The organism is Mesorhizobium sp. L-8-10 (assembly GCF_016756635.1).
Taxonomy (GTDB): Bacteria; Pseudomonadota; Alphaproteobacteria; order Rhizobiales; family Rhizobiaceae.
Map to the genome: position 1 here is coordinate 896240 of NZ_AP023263.1, position 17632 is coordinate 913871.

Here is a 17632-nt window from a genome sequence, read left to right on the forward strand (position 1 = left end):
TGGCGCGCCGAGGACGCGCGGCCTCAGAAGAACGCCTGCAATCCCGTCTGGGCGCGGCCGAGGATGAGGGCGTGCACGTCGTGGGTGCCTTCGTAGATGTTGACCGTCTCCAGGTTCTGCGCGTGCCGCATCACGTGGTAGCCGATCTGGATGCCGTTGCCGCCATGCATATCGCGAGCCTGGCGCGCAATGTCCAGCGCCTTGCCGCAATTGTTGCGCTTCACGATCGAGATCATCTCCGGCGCCATCTTGCCCTCGTCCACCAGCCGGCCAACGCGCAACGAGCCCTGGAGGCGGAGCCGGCCAGTTCTTCGGTTCCCCGACATGTTACGGCGGGAAACCCGCTTGCTTCAAATTGCCTCATCGGGAAGACCGGAGACGGCAAGGCGGTCGCGAGGCGTCCAGAATTGCACCTTATCCGGGCACTTCATACGCCTGCAGCGGCCGCTCCCGCCTGTTGTCAGGCTTACGATGCGCGGTCTTGTCACCTATGCGGCGCGCCGGAGCGGCGAGACTATCCGCCCGCCGCGCGAGAGAAGCCGCAACCGGGGCGCGACATTCCGTCCGGGGCACCCACTCTTGCCGACCGGAGGCCGTGGACATATAATTTGCATACACTCCGGTCAATTTCGCAGAATTGGTGAGTTGTATGGAATCGCCGATCAAGCTGACGCCCCTCGGGCTGCGATCATCGCGCGCAAGCGCGTCGACATTTCGCAACTCGGCGGCCAAGATAGGGCACTGTTCACGGCGCGCTCATCCCCAGCGAACGGGCGGCGCATATTCGGTATCGTTCAACAGACGCGCGACAGACCATCGCGCCTGCGAGAGGGGTCCCCGATGTTCGGCCTGACAGCCCTGGAACTGGCCCGGATCCAGTTCGGCTTCACCATCTCCTTTCACATCATATTCCCCGCCATCACGATCGGACTGGCGAGCTATCTCGCGGTGCTGGAAGGCCTGTGGCTCTGGAAGCGCGACCGCGTCTATCGCGACCTCTACCATTTCTGGTCGAAGATCTTCGCCGTGAACTTCGCCATGGGCGTCGTGTCCGGCCTGGTGATGGCCTATCAGTTCGGCACCAACTGGAGTTACTTCTCGGCCTTCGCCGGCAGCGTGACCGGGCCGCTGCTCGCCTATGAGGTCCTGACCGCTTTTTTCCTGGAGGCGGGCTTCCTGGGCGTCATGCTGTTCGGCTGGAACCGGGTCGGGCCGGGCCTGCATTTCTTCTCCACCGTCATGGTGGCGCTCGGCACGCTGATCTCGGCAACCTGGATCCTTGCCTCCAACAGCTGGATGCAGACCCCGCAGGGCTTCGAGATCGTCGACGGCGTGGTCGTGCCGGTGAACTGGATCGAGGTGATCTTCAACCCCTCCTTCCCCTACCGCCTCGCCCACATGACGATTGCGGCCTATCTTTCTACGGCGCTGTTCGTCGGCGCCGCGGGCGCCTGGCATCTGCTGCGCGGCAACGACAACAGGCGCGTGCGCACCATGCTGTCCATGGCGATGTGGATGGTGCTGGTGTCGGCGCCGGTCCAGATCCTGATCGGCGACCAGCACGGCCTCAACACGCTCAAGCATCAGCCGGCCAAGATCGCAGCCCTCGAGGGCCATTGGGAGAACAAGCCGGGGGAGGCGGTTCCGCTCATCCTTTTCGGATGGCCCGACATGGAGGCCGAGGAGACGCGCTATGCGGTGCAAATCCCGCATCTCGGCAGCCTGATCCTCACCCACCGGTGGAACGGCCAGTTCCCGGGCCTCAAGGAGTTCGCACCCGAAGACAGGCCGAACTCGACCGTCGTGTTCTGGAGCTTCCGCATCATGGTCGGGCTCGGCCTGCTCATGCTGTTGCTTGGCGCGCTCGGCCTGTGGCTTCGCTGGCGGGACCGCCTTTTCGACACCAGGCTTTTCCTGCGCTTCGCGACATGGATGGGACCAGCCGGCCTGATCGCCATCCTCGCGGGATGGTACACGACCGAGATCGGCCGCCAGCCCTGGGTCGTCTATGGCGTGATGCGCACGGCCGACGCGGTGTCGAACCATTCCGCGCTGGCGATGAGCGCAACGCTTGTCGCCTTCATCGTGGTCTACTTCATCGTGTTCGGCATCGGCACGCGCTACATGCTGAAGCTGGTCGCCAAGGGACCCGAAGATGAGGGTGAGGAGCATGCCGAAGGCGAAGGCTTCGCCGGACGGCCGGCCCGCCCGTTGTCGGCCGCGCATGGCCGGATGGACCCCCTCGCTCCGGCTCACGAAGACAGGAAAGGGCTCTAGCCATGGGCATCGATCTTCCGGTTGTCTGGGCCGTCATCATCGCCTTCGGCCTGATGATGTATGTGGTGATGGACGGGTTCGATCTCGGCATCGGTATCCTGTTCCCCTTCGTGCGCGACCGCGAGCAACGCGACGTGATGGTCAACACCGTCGCGCCCGTGTGGGACGGCAACGAGACCTGGCTGGTGCTGGGCGGGGCCGCCCTGATGGCGGCCTTCCCGCTCGCCTATTCGATCATCCTCAGCGCGCTCTATCTGCCGCTGGTGCTGATGCTGCTGGGGTTGATCTGGCGCGGGGTGGCCTTCGAGTTCCGCTTCAAGGCCGACCCGCACCACAGGGCGTTCTGGGACCGGGCCTTCGCCGGCGGGTCCTATGTCGCGACCTTCTTCCAGGGTGTGTCGCTCGGCGCCTTCCTCAACGGTTTCCCGGTCGAGGACGGCGCCTATGCCGGAGGAGCGCTCGACTGGATCACGCCGTTCAGCCTGTTCACCGGGCTCGGCCTCGTCGTCGCCTATGCCCTGCTCGGCTGCACCTGGCTGATCATCAAGACGGAAGGTCCGCTCTACCAGCGCATGGTCGCGCTGGCACGGCCGGTGACGCTCGCTCTCCTGGCCGTCATCGGCGTCGTCAGCCTGTGGACGCCCTTTGCCCATCCCGACATCGCGGAACGCTGGTTCAGCTTCCCCAACATCGTCCTCTTCTCGCCGGTGCCGGTGCTGGTCCTGGCCAGCGGCTGGGCGATGCTGCGCGTGCTCGACGCCAATCCACATGTCGCGCCCTTCGTGCTGGCGCTGTTCCTGCTCTTCCTCGGCTATAGCGGGCTCGGCATCAGCCTCTGGCCCAACATCGTCCCGCCCGACATTTCTCTCCGCGAGGCGGCGGCACCGCTGCAAAGCATGGGCTTCGCGCTGGTCGGCGCGCTGTTCATCATCCCCGTGATCCTCGCCTACACCGCCTGGTCCTATTACGTGTTCCGCGGCAAGGTGAAGCCGGGCGAGGGTTATCACTGATGGCGCCGGCCGAGACCTCCTGGCCGAAGCGGATCGGCTGGCTGATCCTGATCTGGACGGCAAGCGTGCTGGCGCTGGGCGCCGTGGCCCTGGTCTTCCGCCTGCTCATGAACCTCGCCGGCCTCACCGTCTGAGGCCACGGCGGACAGGAGGGGCCCGCCCGGTTCAGACCACCATGGACGACAGGCCGGGCGGCTGCGCCAGAAGGTCGGCGACGGCCCTCAGGCTTGCGGCCAGCGCCTGCTGGTCGGGCGCGGCACCGAGCCCCAACCTGACGGCTTCCGGCGCCGGGCCCGAGACGGAGAAGGCGTCGCTGGTGACGACGCCAATGCCAGCCGAGCGGAGCCGCGAGGCGAAGTCGCCGCGGTTCCAGCGGCCCGGCAGGGCCAGCCAGGCATGGAACCCTTCGGGATCGGCGCGGACGAGTTCGGCCGGCAGGATGCCGGAAGCGATCTTCTGCCTCTGCCGGGACTCCTTCCGGATGGCGTCGAGCACCGCCAACGCCGTGCCGTCCTCGATCCACTGCGTGGCGACGGCCGCCGTCAGCGGCGAGGCCATGCCGGCCGTAGCGCGGATCGCACCCGCCAGAGGCGCGGTCTTTCCCGGCTCCGGCAGGACCAGATAGGCGACGCGCAGCGCCGGCGACACGGATTTCGCCAGGCCCGCGACATGATAGGCCAGATCGGGAGCGAGCGCTGCCAGAGGCGGCACCGGATCGGCCGGCAGCGCGCCATAGGCGTCGTCCTCGATAATTGCCACCCGATGGCGGCGCGCGATCGCGACGATGCGCTCGCGCCGGCCCAGCGACAGGGTCGACGTCGTCGGGTTGTGCAGTGTCGGATTGCAATAGAGCACCTTGGGCGCCGCCTGGCGGCAAGCCGTCTCGAAGGCTTCAGGAACGAGGCCTTCGTCATCCATCTCGATACCGACGACGCGAATGCGCAGATAATCCGCCACCGCAAGGAAACCGGGATAGGCGAGACCATCGGCACAGACCGTGTCGCCAGGGCCGGCGAGCGACCCGAGCAAGGCGAGCAGCGCGCCCTGCGCACCGGGACAGACGAGCAGCCGCTCCGGAGCGACGGCGCCCAGGCGCGGCGCCAGCCAGGCCGCCCCGGCGGCCTTGTCGAGAACGGAGCCCCCCGCCTCCTGGTAACGCATCAGGAGGCCGAGCCCGTCGCCCGTCTTGAGATCCGCGATATCATCCCACATGCGGGCCGCCAGCACGGCATCGTCGAAGCGCGGCGGCAGGTTCATGCTCATGTCGATGAGCCCGCTCCCCGCAGACGGCTCAGGCCGGGAGGGCCGGCGGGCGCGCACATAGGTTCCCTGGCCGACGCGTCCTTCGACCAGGCCGCGCTTGCGAGCCTCCGCATAGGCGCGACTCACCGTCGTGAAGTCGATGCCCAGCCGGTCGGCGAGCGTCCGCTGCGGCGGCAGCCTCGTTCCCACGGGCAGTCGGCCGGCCGCGATGTCGACCGACAGCGCATCGGCGATCGCGAGGTAGAGCGGCCCTGCCGCCTTGGAGATCGAAGGAGACCAGTCCGCCGCCATATCCGATACCATGCTTTCCATATATATGCATGATGTATGCCTTGTGTGGCAAGGCAAGTGCAAAGGCGGCGGGTTTCTCGGTATCTTCGGCATGATCGAGCAGCGGTCCAAAAAGCGCCAGTCCTGGCGCTGCACGCCACGACTGGCGCGCAACAAGACCGGCGCCACGAGGGCGCCGGCATGGCATGGATCAGGCTGCTGCGGTCTGCCTACGCGGCCAGATGAGTCATATTGGACAGCGCATAGTTGCGGCCGAAACGGTTGGCCAGGAAAACGTCGAGGGCGATGTCCTCCTGCCGGATGAAGCCGCGCGACGGCAGACGGCCTTCCGCTAAAAGATCGAGCACGGCGCAGATGCCGGAAGCCGTGGTGACCTGGATGGCGCTGCGCAGATGGGCGCCGAGCTGCCGGCTGTAGACCTTGTTGGCGTAGGTCTCCTGCAGGAGGCGGCCGTTCCTGTAGCCGCTCACCGTCACGAAGATCACGACCACGTCCTGCATGGTCGCTGGAACGGCGTTCTCGAGAATGTCCTTCAGCACCTCGCGGCGGTGGCGCAGGCCGAGGTCGTTGAGCAGGGCCTTCATGATCGCCGCATGGCCGGGATAGCGGATGGTGCGGTAGTTCAGCGTGCGCACCTTGCCCTTGAGCGTGTCGGCGAGCGTGCCGAGACCGCCCGAGGTGTTGAACGCTTCATAGGTGATGCCGTCGAGCGAGAACTCCTCGCGCTCCTCCATCGGCGGCACTTCGACCAGCTCGCCCTCGACGATCGCCTCGCAGGGTTCGCAATATTCGTTGATGACCCCGTCGGTGCTCCAGGTCAGATTGTAGTTGAGCGCATTGGACGGATATTGCGGCAGCGCGCCGACACGCATGCGCACGCTCTCCAGCCTGTCGAAACGCTTGGCGAGGTCGTTCGCCACGATCGAGATGAAGCCCGGCGCCAGCCCGCATTGCGGGATGAAGGCCGACTGCGCCGTCACGGCCAGTTCCTTCGCGCGGCGCGTGCTCGCCACATCCTCGGTCAGGTCGAGATAGTGCACGCCGGACCGGGCCGCCGCCTCGGCGATGCTGGTGGTCAAATGGAAGGGTGCCGCACTCAGCACCGCGAACTTGCCCGACAGCACGCCGTCGAGCGCACCGGGCTCGGAGATCTCCGCCTGGTGTGTCGCGACGCCTTCGCCGACTTCAAGCGCATCGAGCTGGGCCTGTGAATTGTCGACCACGGCGACACGATAGTCGCCGCTGCCGGCCAGCATGTCCGAAACGACCGATCCGATCTTGCCCGCGCCAATAACAACGACGTCCTTCATCCGAACCGCTCCCGGAATTCCTGTTCAATTTCTGAAGACTACTCCCGGCCCATGACGGATAGCAGTGGCGGTTTGTGCAAAGAGAAGGTAAATTTTGCGCATTTCGACGATCGGATTCGACAGAATGCTGAGTGATGCCGACCAGGCCCTGATCGCTTTGTTGCGCGAGAACGCGCGGATGCCGGCGACCGAACTCGCCAGGAGACTCGGCGTGTCGCGGGCGACGTTGCAGAGCCGGCTCGAAAGGCTTGAACGGCGCGGCGTCATCACCGGCTACGGCGTGAGGCTCTCTTCAGAGCACGAAGCCAATCTGGTGCGCGCCCATGTGCTGGTGACGGTGCTGCCGAAACTGTCGACCTCGGTCGAGGCGGAACTGCGCCGCATCCGCGACGTTCGCACATTGCATTCGGTGAGCGGCAATTTCGACATGATCGTCATCGTCGAGGCCCAGTCGGTCGCCGACCTCGACAAGCTCATCGACCGGATCGGCGCCCTGGATGGCGTGGAGCGGACCCTGTCGTCGGTCATCCTGTCGACCCGGATCGAGCGCTGAGCCGCGCGCCGGCCAACCGACGCCCATCCCGGTCTGGACGGCCGCGATGACCACGTGGAACACACTTTGGCCGATGAAGTCGCACGCTCTGCCACTGTTCGACGGCTTGCAAAATGCGAGATGGAGGCGAATTCTCTGCCGCCCGCGAAATGAGCATAGGAGAGAGCTATGGCAGTGGAAAAAGTGGCGGTCGTCACGGCAGGCGGCAGCGGCATGGGCGCCGCAGCGGCGAGACGCCTCGCCGCTGAAGGCTTCAGGGTCGCGGTCCTGTCGTCCTCCGGCAAGGGTGAGGCGCTGGCGGCGGAACTCGGCGGCCTGGGCGTGACCGGCTCCAACCAGTCGAACGACGACCTGAAGCGGCTCATCGATGGCGCTTTGCAGCGCTGGGATCGCATAGACGTCCTTGTCAACAGCGCCGGTCACGGCCCGCGTGCCCAGATCATCGAGATCAGCGACGAGGACTGGCACAGGGGCATGGACACCTATCTGATGAATGTCGTCCGCCCCACGCGACTGGTCACGCCGGTCATGCAGAAGCAGAAGGCGGGCGTCATCATCAACATCTCGACCGCCTGGGCTTTCGAGCCGAGCGCGATGTTCCCGACCTCGGCCGTGTTCCGCGCGGGCCTTGCCGCTTACGCCAAGATCTTCGCCGACACCTATGCGGCAGACAATGTGCGCATGAACAACGTCCTGCCGGGATGGATCGACAGCCTTCCGGCAACCGAAGAACGTCGCGACAGCGTGCCGATGAAGCGCTACGGCACCAGCAAGGAGATCGCCGCGACCGTCGCTTTTCTCGCATCGGACGGAGCCGGCTACATCACCGGCCAGAACATCCGCGTCGACGGCGGCCTGACCCGGTCGGTCTGATCCTGCCGGGGGCCGGCCTTGCCCGCCCTGAATTGTGGACGCTGACGCCATGGGTCGGCGGGCTCTGGGTCGCGCCGGATGCGCGTCGGCGCGGCGTCGCATCTGCGCTCGTGGCCTATGCCGCCGAAAAGGCGCGGGAGCAGCGCTTCCGCGCGGTCCATGCCCTCACCGCCGAAGCGGAAGTTGTCTTCCGGCGGCTCGGCTGGGAATGGATCGCTTGTCGACTTATCGAAGTGCAAGATTATCGCGTGCTTCGGATGGCGCTTTGACCTTTTTGCCTTGAGTTCGTCACGCTGTTGATGGAAACCGGAGGCGAGAGGGCGAGGACGCCCGGGAGAAAGATGATGTCGCCGCATTCTGAACGGCTCGATATCAGGAGCTACAGCGGTGAGGTGCAATCGCATCGGCACGACTACCATCAGGTGGTGCTGCCACTCTCCGGCGTCATGGACATGGAGATCGACGGCCGCGGCGGTCTCGTCGCGGCCGGGCGCGGCGCCTTCATCGCGACCGATGCAACGCATGCCTTCCAGGCGCCGCCCTCGGGACGTTTTGTGGTGGCGGACCTCCCTGACGATGGAAACTCGGCCCTCTGGACTGAGGCCGAGCTTTTTCGACGTACCGCCTTCTTCACCATCACGCAGCCGCTGCAGAGCCTCATCGACTATCTGGCGGCGACGATCGACATCGTTACCCCGGCCGCGCGAAGCCACTGGTGCGGGCTGCTCGTCGAGACGCTGAACGCATCGCAAGCCGAGCCGGCCACCGCCGCAGACATGATTGTCGAACGGGCGATCCGTTTCATGCGGGCGAAGCTGGAGCAACCGATCACCGTCGCCGACATCGCAGCCGCGGCGGGCGCGGGCGAGACGCGGCTTCACGAGTTGTTCCGCCAGAGAACCGGCGATACGCCGCATGGCCGGCTCGCGGAATTGCGGCTCGATGCGGCCTGCCGCCTCCTGACCACGACGTCGCTGCCGATCGCCGAGATCGCCGTAAGGACCGGTCATGCCGACCAGAGCGCGCTCACCAGGAAGCTGCGCATCTCGCGCGGCGTCACGCCCGCCGTGCTGCGGCGCGGTCGCGGAGCCTCTGGATAGACTTCCGGACTTCTCGACTATCCCGTCCCTGCCCGCCTCGGGCAGATTGGTCTCCTGTTTTACGGGACATCGGGAAGACAAGGAATGGGCGACGGCAGAGGGCGGGCGACGATCATCGGAGGCATCGCGATCCTGCTTTGGGCAGCGCTCGCTCCGCTCACCGTATTCACGACAGGCATACCGCCTTTCGAATTGCTGGCGCTGAGCTTCGCCGTCGCCTTCCTGAGCGGGATCGTCCTGCTCGGATTTCGTGGAAGCCTCGCCGAGCTGCGCCAGCCTGCCGCCCCCTGGATGACCGCCTTCTTTGGTATCTTCGGCTATCACGCGCTCTATTTCTACGCGCTGAAGGCGGCGCCTGCGGCCGAAGCCAGCCTGATCGCCTATCTGTGGCCGCTGCTGATCGTGCTTTTCGCCGCGCTTCTGCCCGGCGAGCGGCTGGCCGCGCGGCACGTCGCTGGAGCATTGCTCGGCCTCGGCGGTACCGCACTGATCATACTCGGACGCGCGCCGTCCGCCACCGCCGACGCCTCGCTGTCGGGTTATGCGGCGGCCCTGATGTGCGCGCTGCTCTGGTCGGCCTATTCCGTGTTCAACCGACGCTTCGGGGCGACGCCGAGCGGCATGATCGTCGGCGTCTGCGGCGCGGTGGCCGTCGCCGGCGGCGCCTGTCATCTCCTGTTCGAGACGACGGTCGCGCCGGCATCTGAACAGTGGCTGGCGATCGTCCTGCTCGGCGTCGGGCCGACGGGCCTGGCCTTTCTCGCCTGGGATCATGCGACGAAGCACGGGCACATTTCCCTGCTCGGCGCCCTGTCCTATCTCGCGCCGCTGCTGTCGACCGCCCTGCTGGTCGCGATGGGCAATGCACCGGCTACCGTCCGGCTTCTGGCAGCGGCCTTGCTCATCATCGGCGGAGCGGTGCTGGCGACAGGCATCGGCGGCGGCCGCAGGCGTGCAGCCGCCACTGCCTCCTGAGCCCGCGCCCAAAGCGCGTCGCGATCTTTCAGGTTCGCTTTACGCGCTTTGGGGATTTGTTCTTACGCATGTCTTTGTCCCGAAACCCGTTCCCACATCAGGGAGACATACTCTACTTCCGCGCCTCGCGTGCCAGGCGCATGAACTCCGCCGCGCGGTCAGGATCGACCGGGTTCCAGGTATTGCCGTCGACCTTGAGCGAGGAACCCACGATGCAGCCGTCGGCGACGGAAAAGACGTCGGCGACCGTTGCATGGCGCACGCCGGTGTTGACCAGCACCGGGGTACTTCCGCTCACCTTCTTGACGGCCTCTACCTCGCTCAGCGGCGCGGCTTCACCCGTAATGTTGCCGGAGACGAGGATGGCATCGGGCAGGCTGGAAAAGATCGCGCTGCGGGCGCGTTCCGGCAGGCTGCGACGGTCGATCGAATAGGCGAACTCGGCCGAGATGTTGTTGAACAGAGCAAGGTCTGGGCGCCCGACATGGTTGCGGTACCGCATGGTCTCGCCGGCATTCGGCGTCCAGGGCCCCATGTCCGAGGCATAGTTGCCGGTGAGGATCTCGCGGATGAAGGCGGCGCCGGTCGCCGCGGCGAGCGCGACGGACGCCTTGGGGTCCCAGAGCACGTTGACCCCGAACGGCACCGTCATCTCGCTGCGCAGCCGGCCGATGACGAAACCCATGGCGGCGGTCGAAGCGACGTCGACCTTGAGTTCATAGGGCCGGTCGTTCTCGTTGCCGAACATGAGCGCGTCGACACCGGCCGCCTGCAGCGCAACGAGGTCCTTGCGGGCGCGATCGACGATGCCGTCGATGCCGGCCGCGGCGTCGTGGAGCGGCGCCCCCGGCAGCGGGTCGAGATGGACCATGGCAATGACCGGCTTGGTGTCGCCGAAGATGCGTTCGAACTTGGTTTGCGTCACGGCTGGCAATGCCTCCCTGAACTCGGACGAAGTGGTTCCGGCGCCGCTTCAGCGCGCCATGCCGTAGTATTCGACGTTCGGTTCCATGGCGACGCCGCTGGCCACGCGGTTGGACATGTTGAAGAAGCCGGCGACGAGCACGACGTCCCAGATGTCGCGGTCGGAGAAGCCCGCCCGGCGCAGAGCCTCGCGGTCCTCGTCGCCGATCTCGGCGGGGCGCTCGGTGATCTTCCAGGCGAAGTCCAGCATGGCGCGCTGCCGGTCGGTGAGTGCGGCCGCCCGATAGTTCGCGACCAGCGTCTCGGCGAGATGCGGATCGCCGGAATGATAGCGCACGGCCGCCCCATGCGAGACGAGGCAATAGTGGCAGTGGTTCACCGAGGACACCACGACCGCGATCATCTCGCGTTCCAGCTTGGACAGGCCGGACGGCGCCAGCATCAGGTCGTCCACCATACGGACGAAGGCCTCGAGCTTGGCCATGTCGAAGGAATAGGCCTTCAGCACATTGGGAACGAAGCCGAGCTTCTCGTCGCACTTCCTGTAATACTGCGTCATCGCTTCGGAAAGCGGCGCGGGCTCGACGTCGAGCCCGGTGAGCGGACGCTCCGCGGCGGCGGTTTCGGCTTTGTCCTTCGGCATGGCAGGCACCCTCCCAATGTTGCGGCTTCGGCGGCAGCCGCGTGCGGACGGTGGTACACCGGCGCAGTCCGGAGCGCCAGCATTCGAACGGGGATCGGAGCGCGGGACCTATCGCAACGCCCTCAACGCATTGAGGATGACCGCGACATCGATCGCCTCCTGGGCAAGTGCGCCCGCCACCGGCGGCAGGTAGCCGAAGGCGGCGACGACCATCGCGACAACGGAAAGACCGAGGCCGACGAGCACGCTCTGCATGGCGATCCGCCGCGTGCGGTGCGCGGCCCGGACGGCAGCGGTCAGGGTGTCGAGGCGATCGACCAGGAGAACCACGTCGGCGCTTTCGGAGGACGCGGCCGATCCCCGCGCGCCCATCGCGACGCCGACATCCGCGCTCGCCAGGGCCGGCGCATCGTTCACGCCGTCTCCCACCATCATGACCGGCGCCTGCACCCGCTCCTTCTTCACGATATCGACCTTCGTCTGCGGATCGAGCTCGCCAAAGGCGTCGGCGATGCCGAGTTGCCTGCCGATCGCGGTCACCACATCCTGCCGGTCGCCGGAGGCCAGGACCACCCTGGTGACGCCGCTGTCGCGCAATGCATGCAGCATCGAAGCGGCGTCGGGCCGCACCCGGTCGGCCAGCATGACGATCCCGGCGATCTCGCCATCGATCGCAACGGCGACCACCGCCGTGCCCTCGGGCACGCCCTCGCGCAACGCGTAGGGGTCGCTGCGCCGGCTCCTGTCGCGCACGAAGCGGCTACCGCCGACGACGACCGAGTGTCCGTCGACGGTGCCCGACACCCCGGTGCCCGCCACTTCGCTGACCTCGGTCGGCGGCGAAAGGTGCAGGCCGCGTTGATGGGCGCCGACGACCAGCGCGTCGGCGATGACGTGGTTGGACGCCTGGTCGAGCGAAGCGGCGAGCCGCAACACCTCTTCGCCCGCCCAGCCGTCGGCTGTCCTGATGCCGGTGATCTCGGCCCTGCCGAAGGTCAGGGTGCCGGTCTTGTCCAGGATGGCGGTGCGGACCTTGGCCAGCGCTTCGAGCGCGCCACCGCTCTTCATGAGTACACCGAGCTTGGCCGCCCGCGACATGCCGGAGATGATCGCCACCGGCAGAGCGAGGATGAGCGGGCAAGGAGTGGCCACCACGAGCACCGCGAGCGCCCGAATCCTATCCCCAGTCGCCCACCATGCCGCTCCAGCAATGAGCAGCGTCAACAGCAGGAACCAGATCGCGTAGCGGTCGGCGATCCGAACGCTCGGCGCCTTGCTTTCCTGAGCCTGTCTGACAAGGCGGACGATGTTGGCATAGGTGCTCTCCCCGGCCGGACGGACCGCGACCAGGTCGAACGCGTCGCCGACATTGGTCGAGCCGCTGAGGATCTCGTCGCTCTGCCGCTTTTCGACGGGAATGCTCTCGCCGGTGAGAGCGGACTGGTCTACCAGCGCCTCGCTCGACGCCACCGTCCCGTCGACCGGCACGACCTCGCCATGGCGAACCAGGATGCGGTCACCCTTGGCCAGCTCCTCGATGGCCACCTCGTCGAGCCGGCTGTCGACATAACGCATTGCCGTCCGGGCGACGCGCCCGAGCAAGGCGGTCATCTCGCGGCGGGCGCGGCGTTCCGCATAACTCTCCAGAAGCTGGCCGCCGGCATACATCAGCGCCACGACGTTTCCGGCCAGCGGTTCCCCGAAAGCGAGCGCGGCCGTCATGGAAAGGGCCGCAACCAGATCGAGGCCGACCTCTCCCCGACGCAGGCTGGTAAGGATCTCCACGACGAGCGCCGCGAGGACCGGTAGCGTGCAAGCGGCCCAGATCCAGCCGGCCCAGTCCCCTCGACCTCCGAACCAGACAGAACCGCCCGCTGCCAGGCCGGCGACCGCAATGACCACCAGCAGGCTTCGGATCCTGAAAAGCGGCAGAGCGATCGGCAATGGATGTCCCGCCTGTGCGTGCGGCGACCGTTCGGTCGGCATGTTCCGGTCGGAAATGAAGCACGGGATATGCGTGGGAGGAAAGGGCTTTGGCCACCGGGCCGCAATCGCGGCAGCGCCGCGCGGCCAGATGGACGCGCGGTGCTGCCTTTTTTCGGATGTTCGGAACGTCCCGGTGGACCAGAGGAAGCGCTCCGGCAGTCGGATCAGGCGTCGCCCTGCATGCGCCCCTTGAAGAAGTCGAGGTGCTTCTGCTGCGCATCGATCATGCGCTCGCGATACTTGCCGTAGATGACGTCGGTGTCGTGCAGCGTCACGCCGGCGATGGTCGGCGAGGCGAAGGTCGGCAGCTCGACGCCGCGCTCGCCGAGCCTGGCGGCGGTGCGGGCGACCAGCTCATGCATCAGCATCATGGCGAGCACGGTCGAGGAGCCGGCGACCGGACGCGTCCAGCCCTCTACGGGCACGATCGCATCCTCGATCGGCGAACGCGTGTCGATGACGATGTCGGCCGCATCGGCCAGCCGCTTGCCGGAGGAATGGGTGGCCGGCTTGTCGAGATTGTGCGTGCTGGTGATGGCCACGACGAACAGGCCGCGTTTCCTGGCGTAAAGTGCGGTATCGATGCCCGAGGCATTGCGGCCGCTGTGGCCGAAAATGACGATGCTGTCGCCGGGATTGAGCGGCTGATGGTCGAGGAACTTCTCGGCGTATTTCTCGGTGCGCTCGAGCCAGAGCAACTCGCGGACGCCGCCGGCGCCCAGCACATTGTGCCACATCACGCGCGGATCAGTCAGGGGGTTGAAGCCGACATAGCTGCCGTAGCGGGGGAATGTCTCCTGGCAGGGCAGCACCGAATGGCCCGATCCGTAGAGATGGACGAGGCCTTCGTTTTGAAGCGTGTCGGCGAGCTTTCCGGCCGTCGTCTCCAGTGCAGCTTCGTTCTTCTGCGCCGCTTCCTCGGCGAGCTTTATGAGGCGGCTGATATAGAGGGAGGACATGGGATCTTTCACTTTCCTTGTTGGACCAGAGCCGGCCTTGTTGAACCAGAGCTGGCCTTGTTGAAGTCAGAGATGGAGCTTCGAGCGGATTTCGTAGCGGTCGCCACGCATCGTGGAGGCGGTGAATTCGAAGGGGCCGATGGCGTCGGAGGTGATGCGCTCGACCATGAAGACCGGGCTTCCCGCCGCGATCTCGAGCAGTTCGGCCTCTTCCGGCCCCACGGCGCCGACCCGAAACACCTCGCGGGCCTCACGCGGAGTGATACCGAAACGATTGCGCAGCGTGTCGTAGAGCGAAGCGGCCGGATCGGCCTTGTCGAGGAAGCCGGCGACGCGCGACACCGGCATGTAGACGGTCTGGATGCCGATCGGCGCCTTGTTGCCGAGCCGAAGGCGGCGCAGCCTCACGGTAGGCGCGCCGAGCTTGACCTCCAGCGCCCCGGCGACATCGGGTGCGGCGGGAACCTCGGCGAGTTCGAGCACACGCGAGCCGACGACGAGACCGAGATTGGCCATTTCCTGGGTGAAGCTCGTCAGGCCGCGCACGCCGGCGATCACCGTCGACGAGCGTACGAAGGTGCCGCGTCCGTGCTCGCGTCTGAGCAGCCCCGATTCCTCGATGTTGCGCAAGGCGTGGCGGGTGGTGATGCGGCTGATCCCCAGCATCTGGCTGAGCAGTTCCTCATTGGGGATCTGGGTGCCGTCCTTCCAGGTCCCGTCGGCGATGAGCGACCGCAGGGCCTGCTCGGCCTGATGCCAGAGCGGTTCCGGCCGGTTGCGGTCGGGCTTCGGAAAAACGCCGATCCCGGTCATCGAACCTCCTCCCAGTTCTGTCCCCTGAACGCGGCGATGCCCGCGCCGGCGAGGCTGGCGCCCGCACCGAACGCTCCCGATGTCAGCGTGATGCCGCGCAGGTGCGGCGGCAACTGACGGCGCAGCGCCGACAGCACCGGCGCTTCCAGCACATCCAGGGCGGCCGCGACCCCGCCGCTGACCAGGATCTTCTGCGGGTCGAGAAGCGCGACGGCGCCGGCAAGGGCAGTGCCGAGCGCGCCCGCAGCGCGGCCAAGCGACAGGAGCGCTTCGCCGTCGCCGCTCCGCGCCCGCTCGATCAGGGCCGCGCCATTCTCCAGCCCGGTTTCCGCCGCGAGCCGGTCGAGCGCCCGGCCGGAGGCATTGCGTTCCAGCCAGCCGTCCCTGTCGTCGCCGGGATCCGAAGGGTCCGCCGAGGCCCATCCGAAGGATGCAGCCCCGCCCCTTGCGCCGCGCAGGATGCGGCCGCCCGACAGCACCGCCGAGCCGATGCCGGTGCCGATCGCCAGCAGGATCGCGTCGCTCAATCCGCTTGCCGCGCCGGCACTCGCTTCGGCCAGCAGCGCGAACTGCGCGTCGTTGCCGAGGGCGATCGAGACGTCGGGAAACGCTTCCGAAAGATCGAGGCCGTCGAGATAAGGAAGATTGGGGATCCACACGCAGCGCGTGCCGAGGGCCAGCCCCGGCACGGCGATGCCGAGCCGCTTGATGGAATGGGCGACAAGCAGCCCCTCGACCAGTTCCTGAAAAGCGGCGCGGCGCGCCGGGGCCGGCCAGGACCCGACCGGCCGGATCTCCACCGGTCGCGCCGCGTCGGCGAGGCCGGCGCGCATATTGGTGCCGCCGAGGTCGATCGCCAGCGCGCGGCTCATCCCTTCACCCCCGAGCCGACGATGCTGTCGACGAAGAAACGCTGCAGGAAGACGAACATGACGAGCGGCGGCAGCACTGCCAGGGTCGCGCCCGCCATCACCAGATTGGTGTTGAGCGCGCCGCGATTGTAGCTCAGGAGGCGGCTCAGGCTGATGACGATCGGGTAGTCGTCGCTGCTGCCCTGGAGAACGGTGAGCGGCCACAGATAGGTGTTCCAGTGGTAGACGAAGGCGAACAGCGTCAGGGCCGCGATCGCCGGCACGATCGCCGGGGCGACGATCGAGAAGACGATGCGCAGTTCCGAGGCGCCGTCGATGCGCGCGGCGTCGATCAGATCGTCGGGGACGCCCGCGATGAACTGGCGCATCAGGAAAATACCGAAGGCATTGGCGAGATTGGGCACGATGACGCCGATCAGGCTGCCGTTCATGCCCAGATAGGTGACGAGGCGGTAGAGCGGGATCAGCGTCACGATCGGCGGCAGGAACATGGTCGCTATCATCACCGCGAAGAGCACGTTGCGCCCGGCAAAGCGATATTTGGCGAAGGCATAGCCGGCCATCAGGCTGGTCACCACGATGCCTGTCGTGGTGACGGTGGCGATAACAGCCGAATTCAGGAAGGACCGCCCGGCATTGATCACGCCGGCGACCTCGCCATAGGCGCCGAAACCGGGCGAGCGGGGCAGCCAGACCGGCGGCGTCTGCATCGTCTCGGCCGGTGTCTTGAGGCTGGAAAGAACCATCCACAGCAGCGGAAAGGCGGCGATGACCGCCAGGAACACGATGAGCGCGAGCAGCAGCGCGTCGGACGGCCGCCGGCGACGGTTTCCATAGGCCCTCATGCGTCGTCTCCCTCGCGGCGGCGGGCGAAGGCAAAGAGCGCCACGATGATGACGACCAGCGCCAGCATCAAGGTCACGGCCATGGCAGAGCCCAACCCACCCTGCGCGCGTTCTATGCCGACCCGGCGGATGTGGTAGGTGAGCACATTGGTCGAGCCCGCCGGGCCGCCCTGGGTTATGAGCGCGACCGGCTCGAAGACCTGGACGGCATTGATGACGGCGATGACCGCGCTGAACAGCAGAGTGCGCCGCAAGAGCGGCAGGGTGATCCGGAAGAACTCCTGCAGCGGCGGCGCGCCGTCGATCTTGGCGGCCTCGTAGATGGACGGCGAAATCTGGGTGAGGCCCGCCACGACGAGCACGGTGAAATAGCCGACCTGCTGCCACACATTGAGAAACACGATCGAGACCAGCGCCGTGTCGGGCGAGGAGAGCCAAGGCTGGGGGCCGAAGCCGAGCCAGCCCAGGATCTGGTTGATCGGGCCCTCGCTCGGCGAATAGAGCTTCGACCAGACCAGCGCGACCGCGATCATCGGGACCATATAGGTCGAGAACAGGATCGCCCTGAGCGTCTCGCCGCCGGCCACGCGCTTCTGATAGACGAGCAGGCCCAGCACCACCGAGAGCGGCAGGATCATCAGCACGGACAGCACCGTATAGATCGCCGTGTTCACCAGCGCCTGCTTGAAGTCGCGGCCGACCGATATCGGGCCGAAGATGTCCTGGTAGTTGCGCAGGCCCACGAAGCGGGCGGTTTCGAACCCGGTCTGCGTCGACCAGTTGTGGAAGGACAGCCAGATGGTCAGCGCCATCGGGATCAGGATGAACACGCCGATCAGCCCCGCTGCCGGCGTGAGCATCACCCAGATGGATTTCTTGCGGAGCGTGGCCATCAGTCGTTTTCCGGGATCAGCGGATGCGGCCGAAGCCGCATCCGC

Annotated in this window: 18 protein-coding genes and 1 pseudogene; 8 read left to right on the plus strand and 11 right to left on the minus strand. The window is 66.6% G+C overall.

All coding sequences use genetic code 11. The annotated features are described in order from the left end of the window. Positions 1-23: 23 nt before the first annotated feature. Positions 24-299, minus strand: a pseudogene (locus JN280_RS04050) (acyl-CoA dehydrogenase family protein); the annotation flags it as partial. Positions 300-840: 541 nt separating this feature from the next. On the opposite strand from JN280_RS04050, the gene JN280_RS04055 reads away from it, so the two are divergent. From JN280_RS04055 to JN280_RS04065, 3 genes are read left to right on the plus strand one after another with little or no spacing between them, the layout of a single operon-like run. After that, positions 841-2277, plus strand: coding sequence for a cytochrome ubiquinol oxidase subunit I (locus JN280_RS04055; protein ID WP_202310229.1), 1437 nt, complete (start codon positions 841-843; stop codon positions 2275-2277). Between the two features lie 2 nt (positions 2278-2279). Continuing rightward, positions 2280-3287, plus strand: a complete 1008-nt coding sequence (gene cydB, locus JN280_RS04060; RefSeq protein WP_202310230.1) for a cytochrome d ubiquinol oxidase subunit II — start codon at positions 2280-2282, stop codon at positions 3285-3287. Beyond that, positions 3287-3421 (plus strand): DUF2474 domain-containing protein, encoded by a 135-nt coding sequence (locus JN280_RS04065; protein ID WP_202310231.1) that lies wholly within the window; start codon positions 3287-3289, stop codon positions 3419-3421. The genes cydB and JN280_RS04065 overlap by 1 nt, the downstream gene beginning before the upstream one ends. A 31-nt stretch (positions 3422-3452) precedes the next feature. Here JN280_RS04065 and JN280_RS04070 read toward each other — a convergent pair whose 3' ends face one another. Beyond that, positions 3453-4841 carry an aminotransferase-like domain-containing protein gene (locus tag JN280_RS04070; protein ID WP_446720835.1) on the minus strand — a complete coding sequence of 463 codons (1389 nt, stop codon included), beginning with the start codon at positions 4839-4841 and terminating at the stop codon, positions 3453-3455. A 209-nt stretch (positions 4842-5050) separates the two neighbouring features. Then, positions 5051-6151: a saccharopine dehydrogenase family protein gene (locus JN280_RS04075; protein WP_202310233.1), complete on the minus strand. Its 1101-nt coding sequence runs from the start codon at positions 6149-6151 to the stop codon at positions 5051-5053. Between the two features lie 124 nt (positions 6152-6275). Here JN280_RS04075 and JN280_RS04080 point away from each other — a divergent pair, with 124 nt between their 5' ends. From JN280_RS04080 to yddG, 5 genes are all read left to right on the plus strand, one after another. After that, positions 6276-6704: an Lrp/AsnC family transcriptional regulator gene (locus tag JN280_RS04080; RefSeq protein WP_202310234.1), complete on the plus strand. Its 429-nt coding sequence runs from the start codon at positions 6276-6278 to the stop codon at positions 6702-6704. A gap of 168 nt (positions 6705-6872) precedes the next feature. After that, complete coding sequence (locus JN280_RS04085; protein WP_202310235.1) at positions 6873-7577, plus strand: SDR family oxidoreductase; 705 nt, start codon at positions 6873-6875, stop codon at positions 7575-7577. A 32-nt stretch (positions 7578-7609) separates the two neighbouring features. Beyond that, positions 7610-7846, plus strand: a complete 237-nt coding sequence (locus JN280_RS04090; protein WP_202310236.1) for a GNAT family N-acetyltransferase — start codon at positions 7610-7612, stop codon at positions 7844-7846. A gap of 75 nt (positions 7847-7921) precedes the next feature. Then, positions 7922-8677, plus strand: coding sequence for a helix-turn-helix domain-containing protein (locus JN280_RS04095; RefSeq protein ID WP_202310237.1), 756 nt, complete (start codon positions 7922-7924; stop codon positions 8675-8677). An 84-nt stretch (positions 8678-8761) separates the two neighbouring features. Further along, a complete protein-coding gene (gene yddG, locus JN280_RS04100) occupies positions 8762-9652 on the plus strand; it encodes an aromatic amino acid exporter YddG (protein WP_202310238.1) in 891 nt (296 codons plus the stop codon). Positions 9653-9764: 112 nt separating this feature from the next. On the opposite strand, the gene JN280_RS04105 is transcribed toward yddG, so the two are convergent. From JN280_RS04105 to JN280_RS04140, 8 genes are all read right to left on the minus strand, one after another. Beyond that, complete coding sequence (locus JN280_RS04105) at positions 9765-10577, minus strand: BtpA/SgcQ family protein (RefSeq protein WP_202310239.1); 813 nt, start codon at positions 10575-10577, stop codon at positions 9765-9767. 48 nt (positions 10578-10625) lie between these two features. Further along, on the minus strand, positions 10626-11219 hold the full coding sequence (locus JN280_RS04110) for a peroxidase-related enzyme (protein WP_202310240.1): 594 nt from the start codon (positions 11217-11219) through the stop codon (positions 10626-10628). Positions 11220-11327: 108 nt separating this feature from the next. Continuing rightward, entirely contained in the window at positions 11328-13163 is a 1836-nt protein-coding gene (locus JN280_RS04115; protein WP_244742934.1) for a heavy metal translocating P-type ATPase, read from the minus strand. A 206-nt stretch (positions 13164-13369) separates the two neighbouring features. Further along, entirely contained in the window at positions 13370-14164 is a 795-nt protein-coding gene (locus JN280_RS04120) for a sugar isomerase domain-containing protein (RefSeq protein WP_202310242.1), read from the minus strand. Between the two features lie 66 nt (positions 14165-14230). Further along, positions 14231-14977: a GntR family transcriptional regulator gene (locus JN280_RS04125; protein WP_202310243.1), complete on the minus strand. Its 747-nt coding sequence runs from the start codon at positions 14975-14977 to the stop codon at positions 14231-14233. Then, complete coding sequence (locus JN280_RS04130; RefSeq protein WP_202310244.1) at positions 14974-15849, minus strand: ROK family protein; 876 nt, start codon at positions 15847-15849, stop codon at positions 14974-14976. The genes JN280_RS04125 and JN280_RS04130 overlap by 4 nt, the downstream gene beginning before the upstream one ends. After that, positions 15846-16694: a carbohydrate ABC transporter permease gene (locus JN280_RS04135; RefSeq protein ID WP_202310245.1), complete on the minus strand. Its 849-nt coding sequence runs from the start codon at positions 16692-16694 to the stop codon at positions 15846-15848. The genes JN280_RS04130 and JN280_RS04135 overlap by 4 nt, the downstream gene beginning before the upstream one ends. After that, positions 16691-17587, minus strand: coding sequence for a carbohydrate ABC transporter permease (locus tag JN280_RS04140; RefSeq protein ID WP_202310246.1), 897 nt, complete (start codon positions 17585-17587; stop codon positions 16691-16693). The genes JN280_RS04135 and JN280_RS04140 overlap by 4 nt, the downstream gene beginning before the upstream one ends. Between the last annotated feature and the right edge of the window lie 45 nt (positions 17588-17632).